This is a genomic window from Micromonospora sp. DT63 (genome assembly GCF_049841615.1).
In the GTDB taxonomy this organism is placed as follows: domain Bacteria; phylum Actinomycetota; class Actinomycetes; order Mycobacteriales; family Micromonosporaceae; genus Micromonospora.
This window is the reverse complement of the sequence record NZ_JBNCKQ010000004.1, coordinates 588,928-604,171: the sequence shown is the minus strand read 5'-3', so window position 1 is coordinate 604,171 and position 15,244 is coordinate 588,928. Positions and strand designations below refer to the sequence as shown.

The 15,244-nt window shown below is 73.2% G+C and carries 12 protein-coding genes and 2 pseudogenes; 8 read left to right on the top strand and 6 right to left on the bottom strand.

All coding sequences use genetic code 11. From position 1 onward, the window contains the following. The first annotated feature begins 161 nt into the window (after positions 1–161). Together ACLQ27_RS18580 and ACLQ27_RS18575 are read left to right on the top strand one after the other, a co-directional pair. Positions 162–1,445, top strand: coding sequence for a thymidine phosphorylase (locus tag ACLQ27_RS18580; protein ID WP_425867803.1), 1,284 nt, complete (start codon positions 162–164; stop codon positions 1,443–1,445). 80 nt (positions 1,446–1,525) lie between these two features. Continuing rightward, positions 1,526–2,206, top strand: a complete 681-nt coding sequence (locus tag ACLQ27_RS18575; protein ID WP_234585754.1) for a DUF4272 domain-containing protein — start codon at positions 1,526–1,528, stop codon at positions 2,204–2,206. Between the two features lie 4 nt (positions 2,207–2,210). Here the strand turns inward: ACLQ27_RS18575 and ACLQ27_RS18570 are convergent, their stop codons facing one another. Then, positions 2,211–3,212: a putative RNA methyltransferase gene (locus tag ACLQ27_RS18570; RefSeq protein WP_425867802.1), complete on the bottom strand. Its 1,002-nt coding sequence runs from the start codon at positions 3,210–3,212 to the stop codon at positions 2,211–2,213. 93 nt (positions 3,213–3,305) lie between these two features. Here ACLQ27_RS18570 and ACLQ27_RS18565 point away from each other — a divergent pair, with 93 nt between their 5' ends. Further along, positions 3,306–4,379, top strand: coding sequence for an adenosine deaminase (locus ACLQ27_RS18565; RefSeq protein WP_234585768.1), 1,074 nt, complete (start codon positions 3,306–3,308; stop codon positions 4,377–4,379). A gap of 6 nt (positions 4,380–4,385) precedes the next feature. Here ACLQ27_RS18565 and ACLQ27_RS18560 read toward each other — a convergent pair whose 3' ends face one another. Then, on the bottom strand, positions 4,386–4,721 hold the full coding sequence (locus tag ACLQ27_RS18560; RefSeq protein WP_357493532.1) for a hypothetical protein: 336 nt from the start codon (positions 4,719–4,721) through the stop codon (positions 4,386–4,388). A gap of 460 nt (positions 4,722–5,181) precedes the next feature. Here ACLQ27_RS18560 and ACLQ27_RS18555 point away from each other — a divergent pair, with 460 nt between their 5' ends. The 4 genes from ACLQ27_RS18555 (at position 5,182) to ACLQ27_RS18540 (ending at position 10,313) form a co-directional block, all read left to right on the top strand. Further along, on the top strand, positions 5,182–8,844 hold the full coding sequence (locus ACLQ27_RS18555; protein WP_425867799.1) for a nitrate- and nitrite sensing domain-containing protein: 3,663 nt from the start codon (positions 5,182–5,184) through the stop codon (positions 8,842–8,844). Next, the gene (locus tag ACLQ27_RS18550; protein ID WP_007455462.1) at positions 8,841–9,245 is read left to right on the top strand and encodes a roadblock/LC7 domain-containing protein; all 405 of its coding nucleotides are present in this window, start codon (positions 8,841–8,843) and stop codon (positions 9,243–9,245) included. The genes ACLQ27_RS18555 and ACLQ27_RS18550 overlap by 4 nt, the downstream gene beginning before the upstream one ends. Positions 9,246–9,343: 98 nt before the next feature. Continuing rightward, positions 9,344–9,718 (top strand): DUF742 domain-containing protein, encoded by a 375-nt coding sequence (locus tag ACLQ27_RS18545; protein ID WP_234591600.1) that lies wholly within the window; start codon positions 9,344–9,346, stop codon positions 9,716–9,718. A 1-nt stretch (position 9,719) separates the two neighbouring features. Beyond that, complete coding sequence (locus tag ACLQ27_RS18540; RefSeq protein WP_007455465.1) at positions 9,720–10,313, top strand: GTP-binding protein; 594 nt, start codon at positions 9,720–9,722, stop codon at positions 10,311–10,313. A gap of 270 nt (positions 10,314–10,583) precedes the next feature. On the opposite strand, the pseudogene ACLQ27_RS18535 reads toward ACLQ27_RS18540, so the two are convergent. The 3 genes and pseudogenes from ACLQ27_RS18535 to ACLQ27_RS18525 form a co-directional block, all read right to left on the bottom strand. Beyond that, a pseudogene (locus tag ACLQ27_RS18535) lies at positions 10,584–11,306 on the bottom strand (transposase); the annotation flags it as partial. 728 nt (positions 11,307–12,034) lie between these two features. Continuing rightward, positions 12,035–12,989: pseudogene (locus ACLQ27_RS18530) on the bottom strand (transposase); the annotation flags it as partial. A 39-nt stretch (positions 12,990–13,028) separates the two neighbouring features. Beyond that, positions 13,029–14,012 carry a DNA primase gene (locus ACLQ27_RS18525; RefSeq protein ID WP_425867797.1) on the bottom strand — a complete coding sequence of 328 codons (984 nt, stop codon included), beginning with the start codon at positions 14,010–14,012 and terminating at the stop codon, positions 13,029–13,031. 160 nt (positions 14,013–14,172) lie between these two features. Here ACLQ27_RS18525 and ACLQ27_RS18520 point away from each other — a divergent pair, with 160 nt between their 5' ends. Then, positions 14,173–14,514: a PadR family transcriptional regulator gene (locus tag ACLQ27_RS18520; protein ID WP_007455469.1), complete on the top strand. Its 342-nt coding sequence runs from the start codon at positions 14,173–14,175 to the stop codon at positions 14,512–14,514. A gap of 34 nt (positions 14,515–14,548) precedes the next feature. On the opposite strand, the gene ACLQ27_RS18515 is transcribed toward ACLQ27_RS18520, so the two are convergent. After that, entirely contained in the window at positions 14,549–15,223 is a 675-nt protein-coding gene (locus ACLQ27_RS18515; protein ID WP_357493539.1) for a permease prefix domain 1-containing protein, read from the bottom strand. Positions 15,224–15,244 lie beyond the last annotated feature (21 nt).

The window sequence follows — 15,244 nt, the reverse complement described above, 5'->3', positions numbered from 1 at the left end:
GGGGGGGGGGGTGGGGTGGGTGGGGGGGGGGGCGGCGGCGGGCGGGGGGGGGGGGGGGCGGGTTGTTTTGGGGGGGGGCCCGCCGGGGCCCCCCCCCCGCCCCGACGTGGTCACGGGCCGTCGTGGGCGGGATCTGCAACAGACGAGGAAAGATCATTCTGATGAGTAGTGGTTTTGCTGCTGTTGACGTCATTCGGGTCAAGCGGGACGGGGGTGTGCTGTCGGACGCGCAGATCGACTGGGTGCTGGACGCGTACACCCGGGGAGCTGTCGCCGACGAGCAGATGTCGGCGCTGGCCATGGCGATCCTGCTCAACGGCATGACCGGGCCGGAGATCGCCAGGTGGACCGCCGCGATGATCGCCAGCGGTGAGCGGCTCGACCTCTCGGCGGTCCGTCGCCCGACCGTCGACAAGCACTCCACCGGCGGTGTCGGTGACAAGATCACCCTGCCGCTCACCCCGCTGGTGGCCGCGTGCGGCGCCGCCGTTCCGCAGCTCAGCGGGCGCGGCCTCGGGCACACCGGCGGCACGCTGGACAAGCTGGAGTCCATCCCGGGCTGGCGGGCCTCGCTGAGCAACGACGAGTTCATCGCCCAGCTCGGAGAGGTCGGCGCGGTGATCTGCGCGGCCGGCGCCGGGCTCGCGCCCGCCGACCGCAAGCTGTACGCGCTGCGCGACGTCACCGGCACCGTGGAGGCGATCCCGCTGATCGCCAGCTCGATCATGAGCAAGAAGATCGCCGAGGGCACCGGTGCGCTGGTCCTGGACGTCAAGGTCGGCTCGGGCGCCTTCATGAAGTCCGTCGACCAGGCCCGTGAGCTGGCCCGCACGATGGTCGAGCTGGGTGGTGCGCACGGCGTGCGGACGGTCGCCCTGCTCACCGACATGTCCACCCCGCTCGGCCTGGCCATCGGCAATGCGGTGGAGGTGACCGAGTCGGTGGAGGTGCTGGCCGGGGGCGGGCCGGCCGACGTGGTGGAGCTGACGCTGGCCCTGGCCCGGGAGATGCTCGACGCCGCCGGCCTGCCGGACGCCGACCCCGCGGCGGCGCTGCGCGACGGGCGGGCGATGGACTCCTGGCGGGCGATGATCCGCGCGCAGGGCGGCGACCCGGACGCGCCGATGCCGACCGCGCCGGAGGTCGAGGTGGTCCGTGCCGAGCAGGACGGGCACGTCGCGGCCGTCGACGCGTACGCCATGGGGGTTGCGGCCTGGCGGCTCGGCGCGGGCCGGGCCCGCAAGGAGGACCCGGTGAGCGTGCCGGCCGGTGTGGTGTTGCACAAGCGGCCGGGCGATGTGGTGCGGGCCGGGGACGCTCTCTACGAGCTGCGGGCCGAGGATCCGTCGCGGATTCCGGCGGCCCTGGCGGAGGCAAGTCGCGCGGTGCACATTGCACCTAGCGCGCCACGAGCGACGCCCCTGGTCATCGAACGGATCGGCTGACCGGGGCGGCGTGGTGCCCGTCACCTGGGAGCGCTATTGTCGCAGGCCAAAGGCGTGGCGTGCAGACAGGAAGTTGCCCCGTGACCGTACCTGCCCCCGACCCGCGCGAGGTGCGCGAGGCGAGTCTGGACGAGCTGTCCCGGCTCGGCCTGCCGCTGCCGCCGGCCCAGTTCCCGCTCGTGTGGGAGCCGGGTGATGCGATCGAGCTGCGACCCAGGGCGGAGATAGAGGCGCGGATCGCCGTGCTGCACCTCATCCTGGCGCGCTGCTTCGGGATGCCCCCGCAGGCGGCGATGAGCTGGCTGCTCGGCTCGCACCTGGTCGAGATGGTCACCCCGCCGGAGTGGCAGTTCGTGATGGGCGGCAAGGGCGACCACCGGTCGTTCGTGCTGCACCACGACGCGCTCTTCGCGCTGGCCTGGGTGCTGGGGTTGAGCAAGCAGCTCGACCCCACCCTGGCGGTGGACGAGCGGTTGGTCGAGCGGCTGCCGCACATCGCCGAGGGGGAGACCTTCGGCCGCTGGCAGTCCCGGATCCTCGCCGCGCCGCAGCACCCGGCCGACGCGGCGGCCCTGCTCGACCTGCACTACTGCCTGGACTGGGCCTACCTGGAGACCGAGCGCGACGGCCGGCGGGCGCCGGGGCTGGTCGACGCCAACGCGATCGGGCAGCGACGCTGGGCGCTGGAGTGGGCGGTGATCCTGCGCGGGCCGTACCACGACGAGCCGCCGGGCTGGGAAGAGGTAGACCTCTCCACCTGAGCCCTCAGCGGCGTCGGTAGGCGTCCAGCCGGACCGCCACGCGCACCCGGACCGGCTCCGGCAGCGCGGCCAGCCGCTCGGCGAGCGAGGTCGGGTTGGTGTGCCAGGCGCTCGGGCCCATCCCGACCAGCGTGGCGACCTCCGGCCGGGTCAGCGCCAGCTCCGCGCGGTGCACGGTCGAGCTGACCGGCGTGAAGTGCCCGCCCAGGCTGGCGGCGACCCGGTCGGCCTTGTCCGGGTCCACCCGCAGCAGGTCGAGGGCGTCCACCAGTTCGGTGAGATGGTCGGCGGCGGGCGTCACCACGAGCAGCGTGCCGGCCGGGTCGAGCACCCGGTGGAACTCCGCGCCGTTGCGCGGGGCGAACACGTTCAGCAGCACGGCCGTCGAGCCGTCCGCGAGGGGCAGCCGCTGCCAGGTGTCGGCGAGCGCCGCGGCGGCGCGGGGGTGTGCCCGGGCGGCGCGGCGCAGCGCCGGCTTGGAGACGTCCAGGGCCAGACCCACGGCGTCCGGCAGCGCCGCCAGCACCGCGCCGAGGTATCGGCCGGTGCCCGCGCCGACATCCACCACCAGGGGGTACGCCTCAGAGCCAGTCGCCGGCTGTCCGGTCCGTACCCCTGCGGTTGCGTCCTTTGCTCTGCTTCCCTCCGTGCGACAGTGCGCTGCGGTAAGTGTTGCGTCGGTGGAAGCAGAGCAAAGGGCGGACGGAGGGGGTGCGGGGGGCGTCGCGCCGAGTCGCGCGACCGCCTCCGTCGCCGCGGCGGCGAGCGCGGCCGAGATCACGTCGTAGTGACCGGCGGCCTGGAACTCCGCTCGCGCGGCAATCATCTCGGCGCTGTCGCCGACGTGCGGCGCCCGGCCGGTGAGCAGGTTCACGTAGCCCTGCCGCGCGATGTCGAAGGTGTGCCGGCGTCCACAGCGCAGCGCCCGAGCGGTGCCGACGGTCGTCTCGACCAGGGATTGGCCGCAGACCGGGCAGCTCAGCCGGTCGAGGATGCGCGGATCCACGTCAGGCCGCCAAATCGTGTGGTGCGCGCATACCGGGCAGCCTAACGAGCCGCCCCGCTCCGGCCGCCCACGCCCGCTGACTAGGGTCTGAGCATGGTCGCAACTATCCGGTACGAGGACATCGTCAAGGTCCCGAAGGCGCTGCTGCACGACCACCTCGACGGCGGGCTGCGGCCGGCGACGATCGTCGAGCTGGCCGCGGAGGTGGGACACGAGCTGCCCACCACCGACCCGGAGGCGCTCGGACGCTGGTTCGTCGACGCCGCCGACTCCGGGTCGCTGGAGCGTTACCTGGAGACGTTCGCGCACACCGTGGCGGTCATGCAGACCGGGCCGGCGCTGCGCCGGGTGGCGCGGGAGTGCGCGCTGGACCTGGCCGCCGACGGGGTCGTCTACGCCGAGGTGCGCTTCGCCCCCGAGCAGCACCTGGAACAGGACCTGAGCCTGGACGAGGTGGTCGAGGCCGTGCTGGCCGGGTTCGCCGAGGGCACCGCGCAGGCCGTCGAGGCGGGCCTGACCATCCGGGTGGGCACCCTGCTCACCGCCATGCGGCACGCGGCGCGCTCCCAGGAGATCGCCGAGCTGGCGGTGCGGCACCGCGACGCCGGGGTGGTCGGCTTCGACATCGCCGGCGCCGAGGCGGGCTTCCCGCCCACCCGACACCTGGACGCCTTCGAATACCTGCAACGAGAGAACTTCCACTTCACCATCCACGCCGGTGAGGCGTTCGGTCTGCCGTCGATCTGGCAGGCGATCCAGTGGTGCGGCGCGGACCGGCTCGGTCACGGCGTACGGATCGTGGACGACATCGCCGCCGACGGCGCTCTGGGTCGGCTGGCCGCGTACGTGCGGGACAAGCGGATCCCGCTGGAGCTCTGCCCCTCGTCGAACGTGCAGACCGGCGCGGTGGCCTCGATCGCCGACCACCCGATCGGGCTCCTGCGCGACCTGCGGTTCCGGGCCACCGTCAACACCGACAACCGGCTGATGAGCGGCACCTCCATGTCGCGGGAGATGTCGCTGCTGGTGGAGACGTTCGGCTACGGCTGGCGCGAGCTGCAGTGGTTCACCATCAACGCGATGAAGAGCGCCTTCATCCCGTTCGACGAGCGACTGCGGATCATCGACGAGGTGATCAAGCCGGCGTACGCCAAGCTGCTGCCCTGATCCTCGTCAGCCGTGCGGGTGGCCGGCGAGCAGGCCGGCCACCCGGCGCAGCACCTCCCGGGCCCGGGCCGCCTCGGCGCCCAGCCCCATCTGCCGGCGCAGCACGGCGGGCTCCGCCCGCAGCAGGGCCACGCCGCGCCGGACCAGCACCCGGGGCGCCTTGCGCTGCTCGGACAGGTCGCGGGCCAGCCGGCGCAGGAAGGTCGCCCCGCGCGGACGGCGCAGCGCGTACGCCCCGGCGAGCAGCCCACGGCGGCGGCACTCCTCGACGATCTCGGCGGCGAAAATCCCTTCGGCGACGAAAAGTGGCGATCCGTCGACATCAAATGGCCGGGTGGCCACCCGTCGATCCGCGCCGATCGCATAAACCGGCACATCGGCACGGCCCTCGCGGGCAAGTCGAGCAATCGTTTCGACGGCGGTCAACGCGTCCCAGGACTGCGGCGATTCCCAATCGACCTGGCCGTTTCGTCGCGGCAACGTAGGGTCATCGCCGTCTTTGTAGAAGTCGTCCAAACACAGCACCGGCAGGCCGGTTTGCTGCGCTATGTACGACTTTCCGGAGCCTGAGGGGCCGGCGAGCAGGACAACGTGGTGGGGATGTTCCATTACCTTCAGTTACTCCGGCCAGACGGACTGCTATCAAATCGCATCAACATCTCATCACACCTTCGGCCGGGGACAACCTGGGCTTTCTTCTTGCCGACCGGCGTGATGGAATCTCGGGGGTCCGACCCGCCGGGTCGGTCGCTGGGCGTTGCCCGGGGCAACGCGTTCAAGCTGTAATCGCGAGGGCGGTGACGTGAGCAAACGGCCAAAGACGGCGGGCTCCTTCCTGTCGCGGCTGCGCCGGCCGGCCAGCCGGCTCCGGGACATGCCGATCTGGTCCAAGCTCGGTCTCATCATGATCGTGCCGACCATCGCCACGGTCGTGGTGGGTACCAGTGGTCTCGTCGACCACCTGGAGACGCTCAACAATGCCAACCGAGCCGGCGACCTGGCCAACCTGTCGAGCTATTCGGGTGACCTGGTCGACAAACTCCAGGACGAGCGGACCTCCGCCGTGCTGCTGTTGCAGGCCACCGGGACGCAGCCGAAGGCGCAGTACCAGGAGGCCTACAACCGGGCGAACACCCGGGTCGACCAGGCGACGAGCCCCTACCGGCAGCAGCGGGGCGACGTGGAGGACCTGCCGAGCAGCCTTGAGGGCCTGCTCGGCAGCATCGACCAGAACCTGCAGGAGCTGCCGGGCGTCCGCAGTCAGGTGTTCAACGGCAAGCTGAAGCTCGCCGAGGCCGTCCAGGCGTACGAGGGTCTGATCAACGACCTGCTCGCCATCCGGGACTCGGCCACCCAGCTCGCCGGCAACAACGAGCTCAGCGACCGGATGCGGGCCGCGGCAGCGGTCGCCCGGGAGAAGGAGTTCCTCTCGCTCCGACGGGTCGTCGTGCACCGCGCGCTCGGCGTGCAGGGTGGGCGCCGACTGACCCCGGCGCTGCGCACCGACTACATCGCCAGCGGCACCGGCCAGCAGCAGGCGCTGCAGAGCTTCAAGGCGGTAGCCAGCCCCGACGAGGCGAAGTTCCACGACCAGACCGTCGCCGGCGGCGACCGGCGCGAGGCGCAGAACTACACCGGCTGGATCGACGGCAACACCACAGGCGACATGAGCAACGCCCCGTTCGGCACCGACCAGTGGGAATCGGCCATGACGGCCAACGCCAAGCTGATCCGCGCCGTCGAGACGAAGCTCGACGGTGACGTGGTCGCCGAGGCCGACAACCTCCGGTCGGACGTCCAGCGCCAGGTGTTCCTGGAGACCGGCCTGCTGCTCAGCATGCTGCTGCTGGCCATCCTCTTCGCGTACCTGGTCGCCCGGTCGATGGCCCGCTCGCTGCGTGAGCTGCGCCAGGGCGCCCTCTCCGTCGCCCAGTACGGGCTGCCGCAGGCGGTGGCCCGACTCCGCGACCCGCAGGTCGTCGGGCAGCTCTCCCCGGTGCAGCTGGCCAACCAGATCGCCGAGCCGCTGCCCGTCCGCAGCAAGGACGAGTTCGGCCAGGTGACCGAGGCGTTCAACGCCGTCCACCTGGAAGCCGTCCGGACGGCCGCCGAGCAGGCGGCACTGCGCGCCTCCGTCGCGACGATGTTCGTCAACCTGGCCCGCCGTTCGCAGATCCTGGTCGACCGCCTCATCGGGCACCTCGACCGGCTGGAGCGCGGCGAGGAGGACCCGGACCGGCTGGCCGAGCTGTTCCAGCTCGACCACCTGGCCACCCGGATGCGCCGCAACGACGAGAACCTGCTCGTCCTCGCGGGCGCCGACTCCACGCGCGTGCAGCGCGAGCCGGCCGCGCTCATCGACGTGCTGCGCGCCGCGCAGTCCGAGGTCGAGCACTACACCCGGATCGAGTTCGGGGTCATCGACCGCGACATCGAGGTCGCCGCGCACGCGGTCAACGACCTGGTGCACCTCGTCGCCGAGCTGTTCGACAACGCCACCGCGTTCTCCCCTCCGGACTCGCAGGTCATGGTCGAGGCCCGTCGGGTCGGTGACCGCGCCTCGCTGTACGTGGAGGACCGCGGCATCGGCATCAGCCGCGAGCAGCTGCACGAGCTCAACGACAAGCTCGCGACGCCGCCGCAGGTGGACGTGGCCGTCTCCCGGATGATGGGCCTGGTCGTGGTCGCCCGCCTGGCGTCGCGGCACGGCGTTCGCGTCGAGCTGCGCCCGGGCGCCGACCGCGGCACGGTCGCCGACGTGACCCTGCCCACCTCGGTGCTGGTGCCCCGCGCGCTCTCCGGCCGGGTGCAGCAGCCGCCGGCCCTGCCCGCGGCCGGCCCTCAGCACAACGGGCCCGCGCCGGTCCTCGGCGCGCTGCCCGCGCTGGGCAACGGCCCGCGCCCCGGCGAGTCCGGCAACCAGGTCACCCTGGGCGGTCGGCCGTTCGACCCGGCATCGCGCAACGGCGCCGGCACGCCCGCCAACACCGGTGCGTACCGCTCGATGCCCGCCTGGTCGGACCTGACCGGCGCGAGCGCGAGCAACGGGGTCAACGGCGGCGACGGGTTCACGCCCCGGACGGCCAACGGCCAGACCATCGACCCGCTGCCGCAGCGGCGGGCCGGCGACGAGCCGACCACCACCGGCCAGCAGCCGACCATCCCCCGGCAGTTGCCCAGCAGCCCGGAGGCGCACCCGTACTCCGCGCCGCCGGTCTCCGCGCAGCCGTACCCCGGTGCGCCGGTCTCCGCCTCGCCGGCGTCCGGTCAGCCGTACTCCGGTCAGCCCTACTCGGGTGCGCCGTACGGCAGCCCGCCGGTGTCCGCCGCTCCGGCCTCCGGCCAGCCGTACGCCGGTCCGCCGGTGTCCGCGTCGCCGGTCTCGGCCTCCCCGGCGTCCGGCCAGCCGTACTCGGCGCCGCCGGCCTCCGGCCAGTCGTTCAGCGGCTTCACGCCCCGGTCCGCCCCGCCCGCCCCGGCGTCCAGCGCTCCGGCGCCGCCGGCCTGGCCGCCGGTGCCCGGTGGCGAGCGGGACACGCAGACCCCGCCGGTGCCCGAGCGGCTCGCCGCCGCCCTGGACATGACGACGGAGCTGCCCCGGGTGCCGCGCCCCGGCGACCAGCCGAGCACCGCGGCCCAGCAGTCGGCTCCGGCGCCTCAGGCTCAGCCGACCCGAGCCCCGCAGCCCCAGGCCCCGCAGGCCCGAGGCCCGCAGGCTCAGGCCCCGCAGGCCCAGGCGTCGCCGCCGCCGGCGCAGACCCGCCCGGCACCGCAGCAGCCGCAGGCCCAGAACCGCCAGCGGTACGCGGACGAGACCATGGAGCTGCCGATCTTCCGGGAGCTCGAGTCCGCCTGGTTCCGTACCCGCCGTCCGGGTGCGGAGGAGGCCGCGGCCGGCGACAAGCCGGCGGCGAACGGCGGTGGCGGTGACGCGACCCAGCAGTTCGCGGCGGTCGAGGCCAACGGTGGGGCAGTCCACAAGACATCACCCGGGACGACAGGTAACACGCCGATGGCAGACACTCCGACGGCCGGAGGAGCGCCGCGGGACAACGGGTCGACAGCGAACGGGGGCGCTCGCCCCGGCCTCGCCGAGAGCCTGCCGAACCGCCGGCCCCAATCGCAGACCAACGGCTGGCAGACCGCCGCCGACGACGGCTGGCGTGCCGCCTCGGCAGCGGCCACCGCGGTGCCGGTGAACGAGACCACCACGACCGGTCTGCCGAAGCGCAAGCCGATGGCGCAGCTGGTGCCGGGCGCGGTGGAGAAGCCCGCCACCTCGGTCCAGCGACGTTCCCCGGAGGCGGTCCGTGGCCTGCTCTCCGCCTACCACCGGGGCGTGCAGCGAGGGCGTAGCACCTCGGACAACCCGACCAGCCCGGAGGCGACTCCGGGAGGGCAGCAATCCTCGCAGTCTGGCTCAGGCCCAGCGGCCGGGAGCGGGCAGAAGGAGCAAGAAGGATGACAACTACGCAGGATCTTGGTTGGCTGCTGGCCAACTTCGCCGACCGGGTGCCCGGTGTCGCACATGCGGTCGCCGTCTCGGCGGACGGCCTGCTCCTCGCGTCGTCACGGGACCTGCCGCGGGACCGGGCAGACCAGCTCGCCGCGATCGCGTCCGGTCTGGTCAGCCTGACCCAGGGGGCGGCCCGCTGCTTCGAGGGAGGCGCGGTGCTCCAGACCGTCGTGGAGATGGACAATGGCTTCCTGTTCCTGATGTCCATCTCGGATGGTTCGTCCTTCGCCGTGCTGGCGGCCCGCAGCTCCGACGTCGGGCAGGTCGGCTACGAGATGGCACTACTGGTCGACCGGGTGGGCGACGCCCTGACCCCGCAGCCGCGCGCGGCCGCGGGCATGCTGGGCTGACGCCTCGCCGATCGTGCGGTCGGCGCAACTGAAACGACAAGAACGACGAGTTCCACCGGTGGGAGCCGGTACGGGGTGCGAAGGAGGTGAGCGGCGACATGGCCGATCGTGACGAACCGACCGGAGCGTTGGTCCGTCCATACGCCGTGACCCGTGGTCGAACCCGTCCCCGGCTCGACATCGCGCTGGAGGCGCTCGTCGAGACGACGGTGCGCGGCCGCACCACTGCCAATGGCAACGGTGGTGGCCGCGAACACCAGTACATCGCCGCGCTGTGTGACGGACGCGTGCAATCGCTCGCCGAGATCGCGGCGCGGATGCAGCTCCCGCTCGGTGTGGCCCGGGTGCTCATCGCCGACATGGCGACGGACGGCCTGGTCGCGGTCCACGAGCCGACCATCCTGGACGACTCCGACGACGCGGTGGGCACTGAACTGCTGGAGAGGGTGCTGAGTGGACTTCGCAGGCTCTGACATGTCGCACCGCCCACCGAACCCGAGTGGGCGCGTGACGTCGGCGAAGATCGTTATCGCCGGTGGATTCGGCGTCGGTAAGACGACGCTGGTCGGCTCGGTCTCGGAGATCACGCCGCTGACCACCGAGGCCATCATGACCTCCGCTGGCGTGGGCGTCGACGATACCCGGCAGGTGCCGGGCAAGACGACGACCACGGTGGCCATGGACTTCGGCCGGATCTCGATCGACCGTGACCTGATCCTGTACCTGTTCGGTACGCCGGGTCAGACCCGATTCTGGTTCATGTGGGACGAACTGGTGCGGGGCGCGATCGGTGCGGTCGTGCTGGTGGACACCCGCCGGCTGGCCGACTGCTTCGCGGCGATCGACTTCTTCGAGCACCGGCGGCTGCCGTACCTGGTGGCCATCAACTGCTTCGACGGGATGCAGTACCACGACCCGCAGGACGTCCGGGACGCCTTGGCGATCTCGAGCGACGTGCCGGTGGTGGCCTGCGACGCCCGTAACCGGGAGTCGACGAAGCACGTGCTGATCTCGCTTGTCGAGTACGTGCTCACCATGCGCCGTACGCGCGCCGTCGCCCCGGCCTGATCGGGACGCTCTCGCGCCCGGTGGTGGCCCTGGCCGCCACCGGGCGCTGAATGCTGCCCGGGGCGCGAACGGCTCGCCCAAAAGAGATCTTGGAAGGTGTCGCCCCGGTCTGGGGGCGGCTTCCTTCCAAGATCTCTTGCGTTGGTGGGCCATCCCTCGGGCCGCCCCGCCCGTGTAGCCCCGGGCCGCTCTGGTTGGCCCCTGAACGCACTTCCGCCCCCAGCCGGTGTCGGACTGGGGGCGGAAGGAACGCGTACGTGAGAGAGACGCTCAGGACTGGTAGCCGGCGGAGCGGTACTCGTACTCCCGGTCGTCGTCGCGGTCCCCGTGGTCGCGGCTGAAGTCCCAGCCACCGGCCGCCTCGCGGCCTGGCCGGCCGCCCACCGCGAACCCGCCGATCTCCTGCCCGCGACGCCAGCCGCGGAAGTAGCCGGTGGTGTTCTCCGCGAGGCTCGCCGCGTCCCGCACTATCCGCAGTGGACGCTCCTCGCGCAGCGGGGAACCCGGGACCAGATTTGCCTGCGGGACGCGCTTCGGCAGCCCGGCGTTGGTCTCGGCGCCCACCGCGGGACGGGCTGCCTGCTCGGCGGCCTGCCACCCGGTGTCGGCAGTGGTCGACCAGTCCAGGTCGGACTCTTCTTCGGTGTGCCCGACGAACCACGCCGACTTGGCCTGGGCGAAGATCAGCAGATCCCCGTCGCCCTCGTCGGCCACCGGCGGCGGCCGGTGCTCGACCGGGGGAGGCCGGTGTTCGACCGGGGGCGGCGGCCGGTGCTCGGCGGCCCGCTCGACGCGGGGCGCCTGACGGTTGTTGCGGGCGGCCTGCTCCCGGTCGACGAGCCGCAGCGGCGGCGTCTCCAGGCGGGGGTCACCGGCGGGCGGGTTGAGCCCTTCCCGCAGTGCCCGGTCCGCCAGCGGCGGCGGCTCGACCAGCCGCAGCATGGGCGGCTCCTGGGGCAGGTCGTCGGCCAGCCAGGGCGGCGTGACGCGACCGTCGGCCCGGCCCGGGTCGGTCGGGGCGTCGACGCGGTTGCTGCCGTACGGGTAGGCGACCGGGTTGTTCGGCGAACTGTCGGCCGGGTCCTCCGGGTTGTTGACCAGGGGCCAGTTCGCTCGGGAACCCGGAGGCGCCGTCGGCTCCTGACCCGGCCGGGGAGCGGGCACCGGGATGCTGAGGTCGGTGGCGCTGAACCCGCCGGTGGGCGGCTCCTCGACCGGCCGCTGCACGTGGCTCTGCCGCTCGCCGTTGGTCTTCGGGCGGGGCGGAATGACCGTACGCTGCCGCTCGGCCCGCGCGTGGTTGATCGCGGCGGTGGTGAGGGTCGGCCGGAACGGCTCGCCAGCCTCGGCGGGCGGCACGGTGCCCCGCTGGGTCGGCGCGATGGGGGTGATCCCCGGCGGCGGGGGCGGCGGCGACGAGACCGGCCGGTTGGTCGGACCGTCGATCCGGCTCGGCATGGGCTCGGCCCGCCCGGGAGGCGCCGACACCGGCGGGCCGGCGACCGCTGCCGGTGCGATCGGCGCGGGCGCGACCGGCGGAGGGGTGACCGGAGCAGGGGCGACCGGCGGCGGCCCGAGAGGACGCGGCGACGCCAGCGGGGCGCTGCCCGGCGCCGGCTCGGGTCGGCTGCGTCGGCCGGTGACCGGCGTGGGCTCGGCGGCGGCCGGCGTCGGCCGGACCGTGCGCATGCCGGCGAGGCCGGTCAGCTCGCCGACCGACTCGCCACGACGGGCTGCGGCCCGTCGGCCGGGGGCCGGGGCGGGCGTGCTGACCCGCGCGCTGAGCGCGCTGACGAGGGCCTCGCAGCCGGCGTCGCAGGCCCGTACGGAGGCGACGGCCTGCCGGACGGTCTCGGCCACGGCGGAGGTGAGCGCCCGGTTGACGGCGGCGCGGCGGGGTGTCTCCGAGATGGCGACCCGCAGCGCGGTGACCGCCTCGTTGATCTCCTCGGCATCGGCGACCCCGTCCGCCGCGAGATGCGCGGCGATGGCGTCCGCGGCGACGGACACCTCACGGCCACGGGCGATGGTGCCGCCGAGCATGCCCGGCTCGGGCAGCGCGTCCAGCACGGCCAGGGACACCGGCTCGGCCGGATCCGGATAGGCGCGCAGCGCCGCCGGGTAGAGCTCCCGCAGCACCTCGCGCAGCGCCACGGCGGCGGAGTGCCGGCCGCTGGCCAGGGCGGCGTGCGCGGCGAGCACCTGCTTGTAGCCGGCGAGGTCCCGGGGAGCGGGCAGCGTGACGGCGGAGAGCGCACCGGCCTGCAACGCGCGGGCCAGGCCGACGGCCCGACGCTCGGCCGGGGGTGACTGCATCTCCTCCAGGGAGTCGTCGTCGGCGAACCGCTCGGCGAAGTCGTCCACCGAGTCGTCGTCGGCGATCGCCAGGGGCCGACCCGCCGCGCTCAACAGCGAGGTGACCGTGTGGTCGTCGCTGTCGGCGGCGATGGCCGCACCGCTCGGCCCGCCCGACCGCTCCACGAGCAGGGCGACGAGCTGGGCGTAACCAGCCGCGTCGTCGCCGATCTCGCAGACATGCAGCAGACGGCCTGCGTCGTCGACCACAGCGGACGTCAGCGTCGAACCGGCCGAGGCCGGTCGGTCAGCCGGATCCGCCGAGGCCAGACCGCAGTACACGCGCACGAGCGCCACGGCGTCGTCCTCCTCCCGGGACAGGTCTTCCTACTGCCAGCAACTGATGCTCCCCGGTACGGGTCAGTCGCGCCAGTCCACCACCGCAGAGATCTTGCCGACAATGGTGCGCCAACCCAAACTCGCGGTCTGTGCCCCGATCTTCTTCAACCGTCGCCGGCCCATGAAGGCGCCGATCCCGCCGTTGGCCGTGGCCCGCAGCGCCTCGTCCAGGTCGTCGAGGCTGGAGCCGGCGGAGAGCATGTCCAGTACCGCAGGCAGGCGCAACGCGTACGACAGGTCGCGGGCGACCTCGCCGGCCTCGATCAGCAGGGTCGAATCCCAGCTGTCGTGACCGCCGCGCAGGTTCTCCACGACGAGGTCGAGTTCGTAGGTGTCCTCGTCGAGCGGCGCGATGTCGGCCGGCTCCACCCGTTCGGACAATTCATTCCAGCTGTCCAGTTGGGACAGATCGTTGGGTGCGCCGGAGCGGATGAAACTGACAAGCGATTCGGGGGTCTTGAACAGCAGCAGCTTGCCGCGGTGGCTGAGGAAGACCGGCACCTCCTCGTCGTCCGCCTCGTCGGCGACGTCCTCGGCCTCGGCCTCGGCTTCGGTCTCGTCGTCCTCGGCGGTCGCGTCGGCGTCCGTGGCGCTGTCGCGGCGACGGCGGGACGGCTCGTCCTCGTCACGGTCGGCGAACTCCTCGGCCAGCTCCTCGTCGAGGATGACGACGGTCTCGTCGTCCTCCTCCTCGATCACCTGGCGGCGGGCGAGGAACGGGTCGTCCTGGTCGCGCTCGGTCACGTCGGTAGGGGTCAGTGACCCCGCCGGCCGGTACGCCCGCAGCGTGAAGCCGGTGCCGGCGGGCAGGGCGATCTCCACCGGGTCGATCCGCAGCTCGTCCCAGAGCGACCGGTCGGCCGACGCGCGGGGGGTGTCGTCGGCCTCGTCGGCCTCGTCTGGCTCGGCCGGGCCGGTGGTGTCGTCGAGCTCGGGCTCGTCGGCGTCGGGCCGTTGGGGCGACTGGCGGGCCACGCTGACCTCCGTGTGCTTCGGGTTGCCCACCCGCCGGCGTCTCCGACCGGCGAGTGACTCTGGGCACATACCCTAGTCGGCGGCTCGGGAAGCGCGGAGCCCGCACCCCGGTGACCGGCCGGGAAACGTGTCGGGCCTGCGCGTGCGTGACGGTGGCGATCCGGGCGTTCGACAAGTAGCGTTGCTACGCATGAAGGCCCAGGCGCTGCACGGCCACCTCGACGCCCTTCTGCTCGCCGTTCTCGAACAGGGCGCGCTGCACGGGTACGCCATCATCGAGTCCCTGCGGGCGCGCAGTGACGGCAGTCTCGACCTGCCCACCGGCACGATCTATCCGGCGCTGCGCCGGCTGGAACGCGCGGGTCACGTGGCGAGCACCTGGAGCACTGTCAACGGTCGCGAGCGGCGGACGTACCAGCTCACCGACTCCGGCCGCCGCGCGCTGGCGGGCGAGCGCGCCGGATGGCAGGAGTTCCGCGTGACCGTCGGCCGTTTCCTCGATCCCGGCAGCCCGCCCGTCACCCCCGCCTGAGCCGTCCGGGGGTCGGCACGGCGGTGGCGGCCGGTCAGCGGGCGGCGGCCCGCAGCCAGCCGCGCGCGGCGCGGGTCAGCGAGAAGTGCGCCGCGCCCATCACGACCATGCCGACGATCATCGGTGGCCACGTCAGCGCCGCGTCCCACATATCGATCGACCAGGCGAAGAGTGCCCCGCCGGCCACGATGCCGAGGACCAGCGTGCCGATCAGGGCGGCGCCCACCGCGCGCTGCGCCGCCGCCAGGCCCGGTCGTGCGGACCGGGCGCTCGCCCGCACCACCAGCAGGCCGGTCACGGCCAGCAGCAGTGCGCCGAGCCAGATCCAGTCGACCGAGGCGGAGAGCAGCCGGTAGAGCGCCGGCGGCGGCGGACCCGCGCTCCAGCTCGACCCGCGCCACGTCAGGTCGCCGGCGGCCACCAGGATCCCGGCCACGGCCAGCATCCGCAGGGACAGGCCGCGCAGGGCGGCCACCGCCAGCTCCGCCTGCCAGGACGGCAGCAGCTGCGCCGGTGAGCCGAACTCGGCCACCGCCCGCAGCTGCGCCTCCGTGGGTGGCACACCGCTCTCGCGGTACGCGTCGACGGAGTCCTGCAGGTCGTGCCGCGCCTCGGTGAGCAGGTCGGACTTCAGCCGCGCCGGCCCCTGCAACCGGGACGCCAGCGCCCGCAGGTGCTCCTCGACCAGGAAGTCGTCAGCATGCCGCATGGCACCACCCTGCCACGGAGG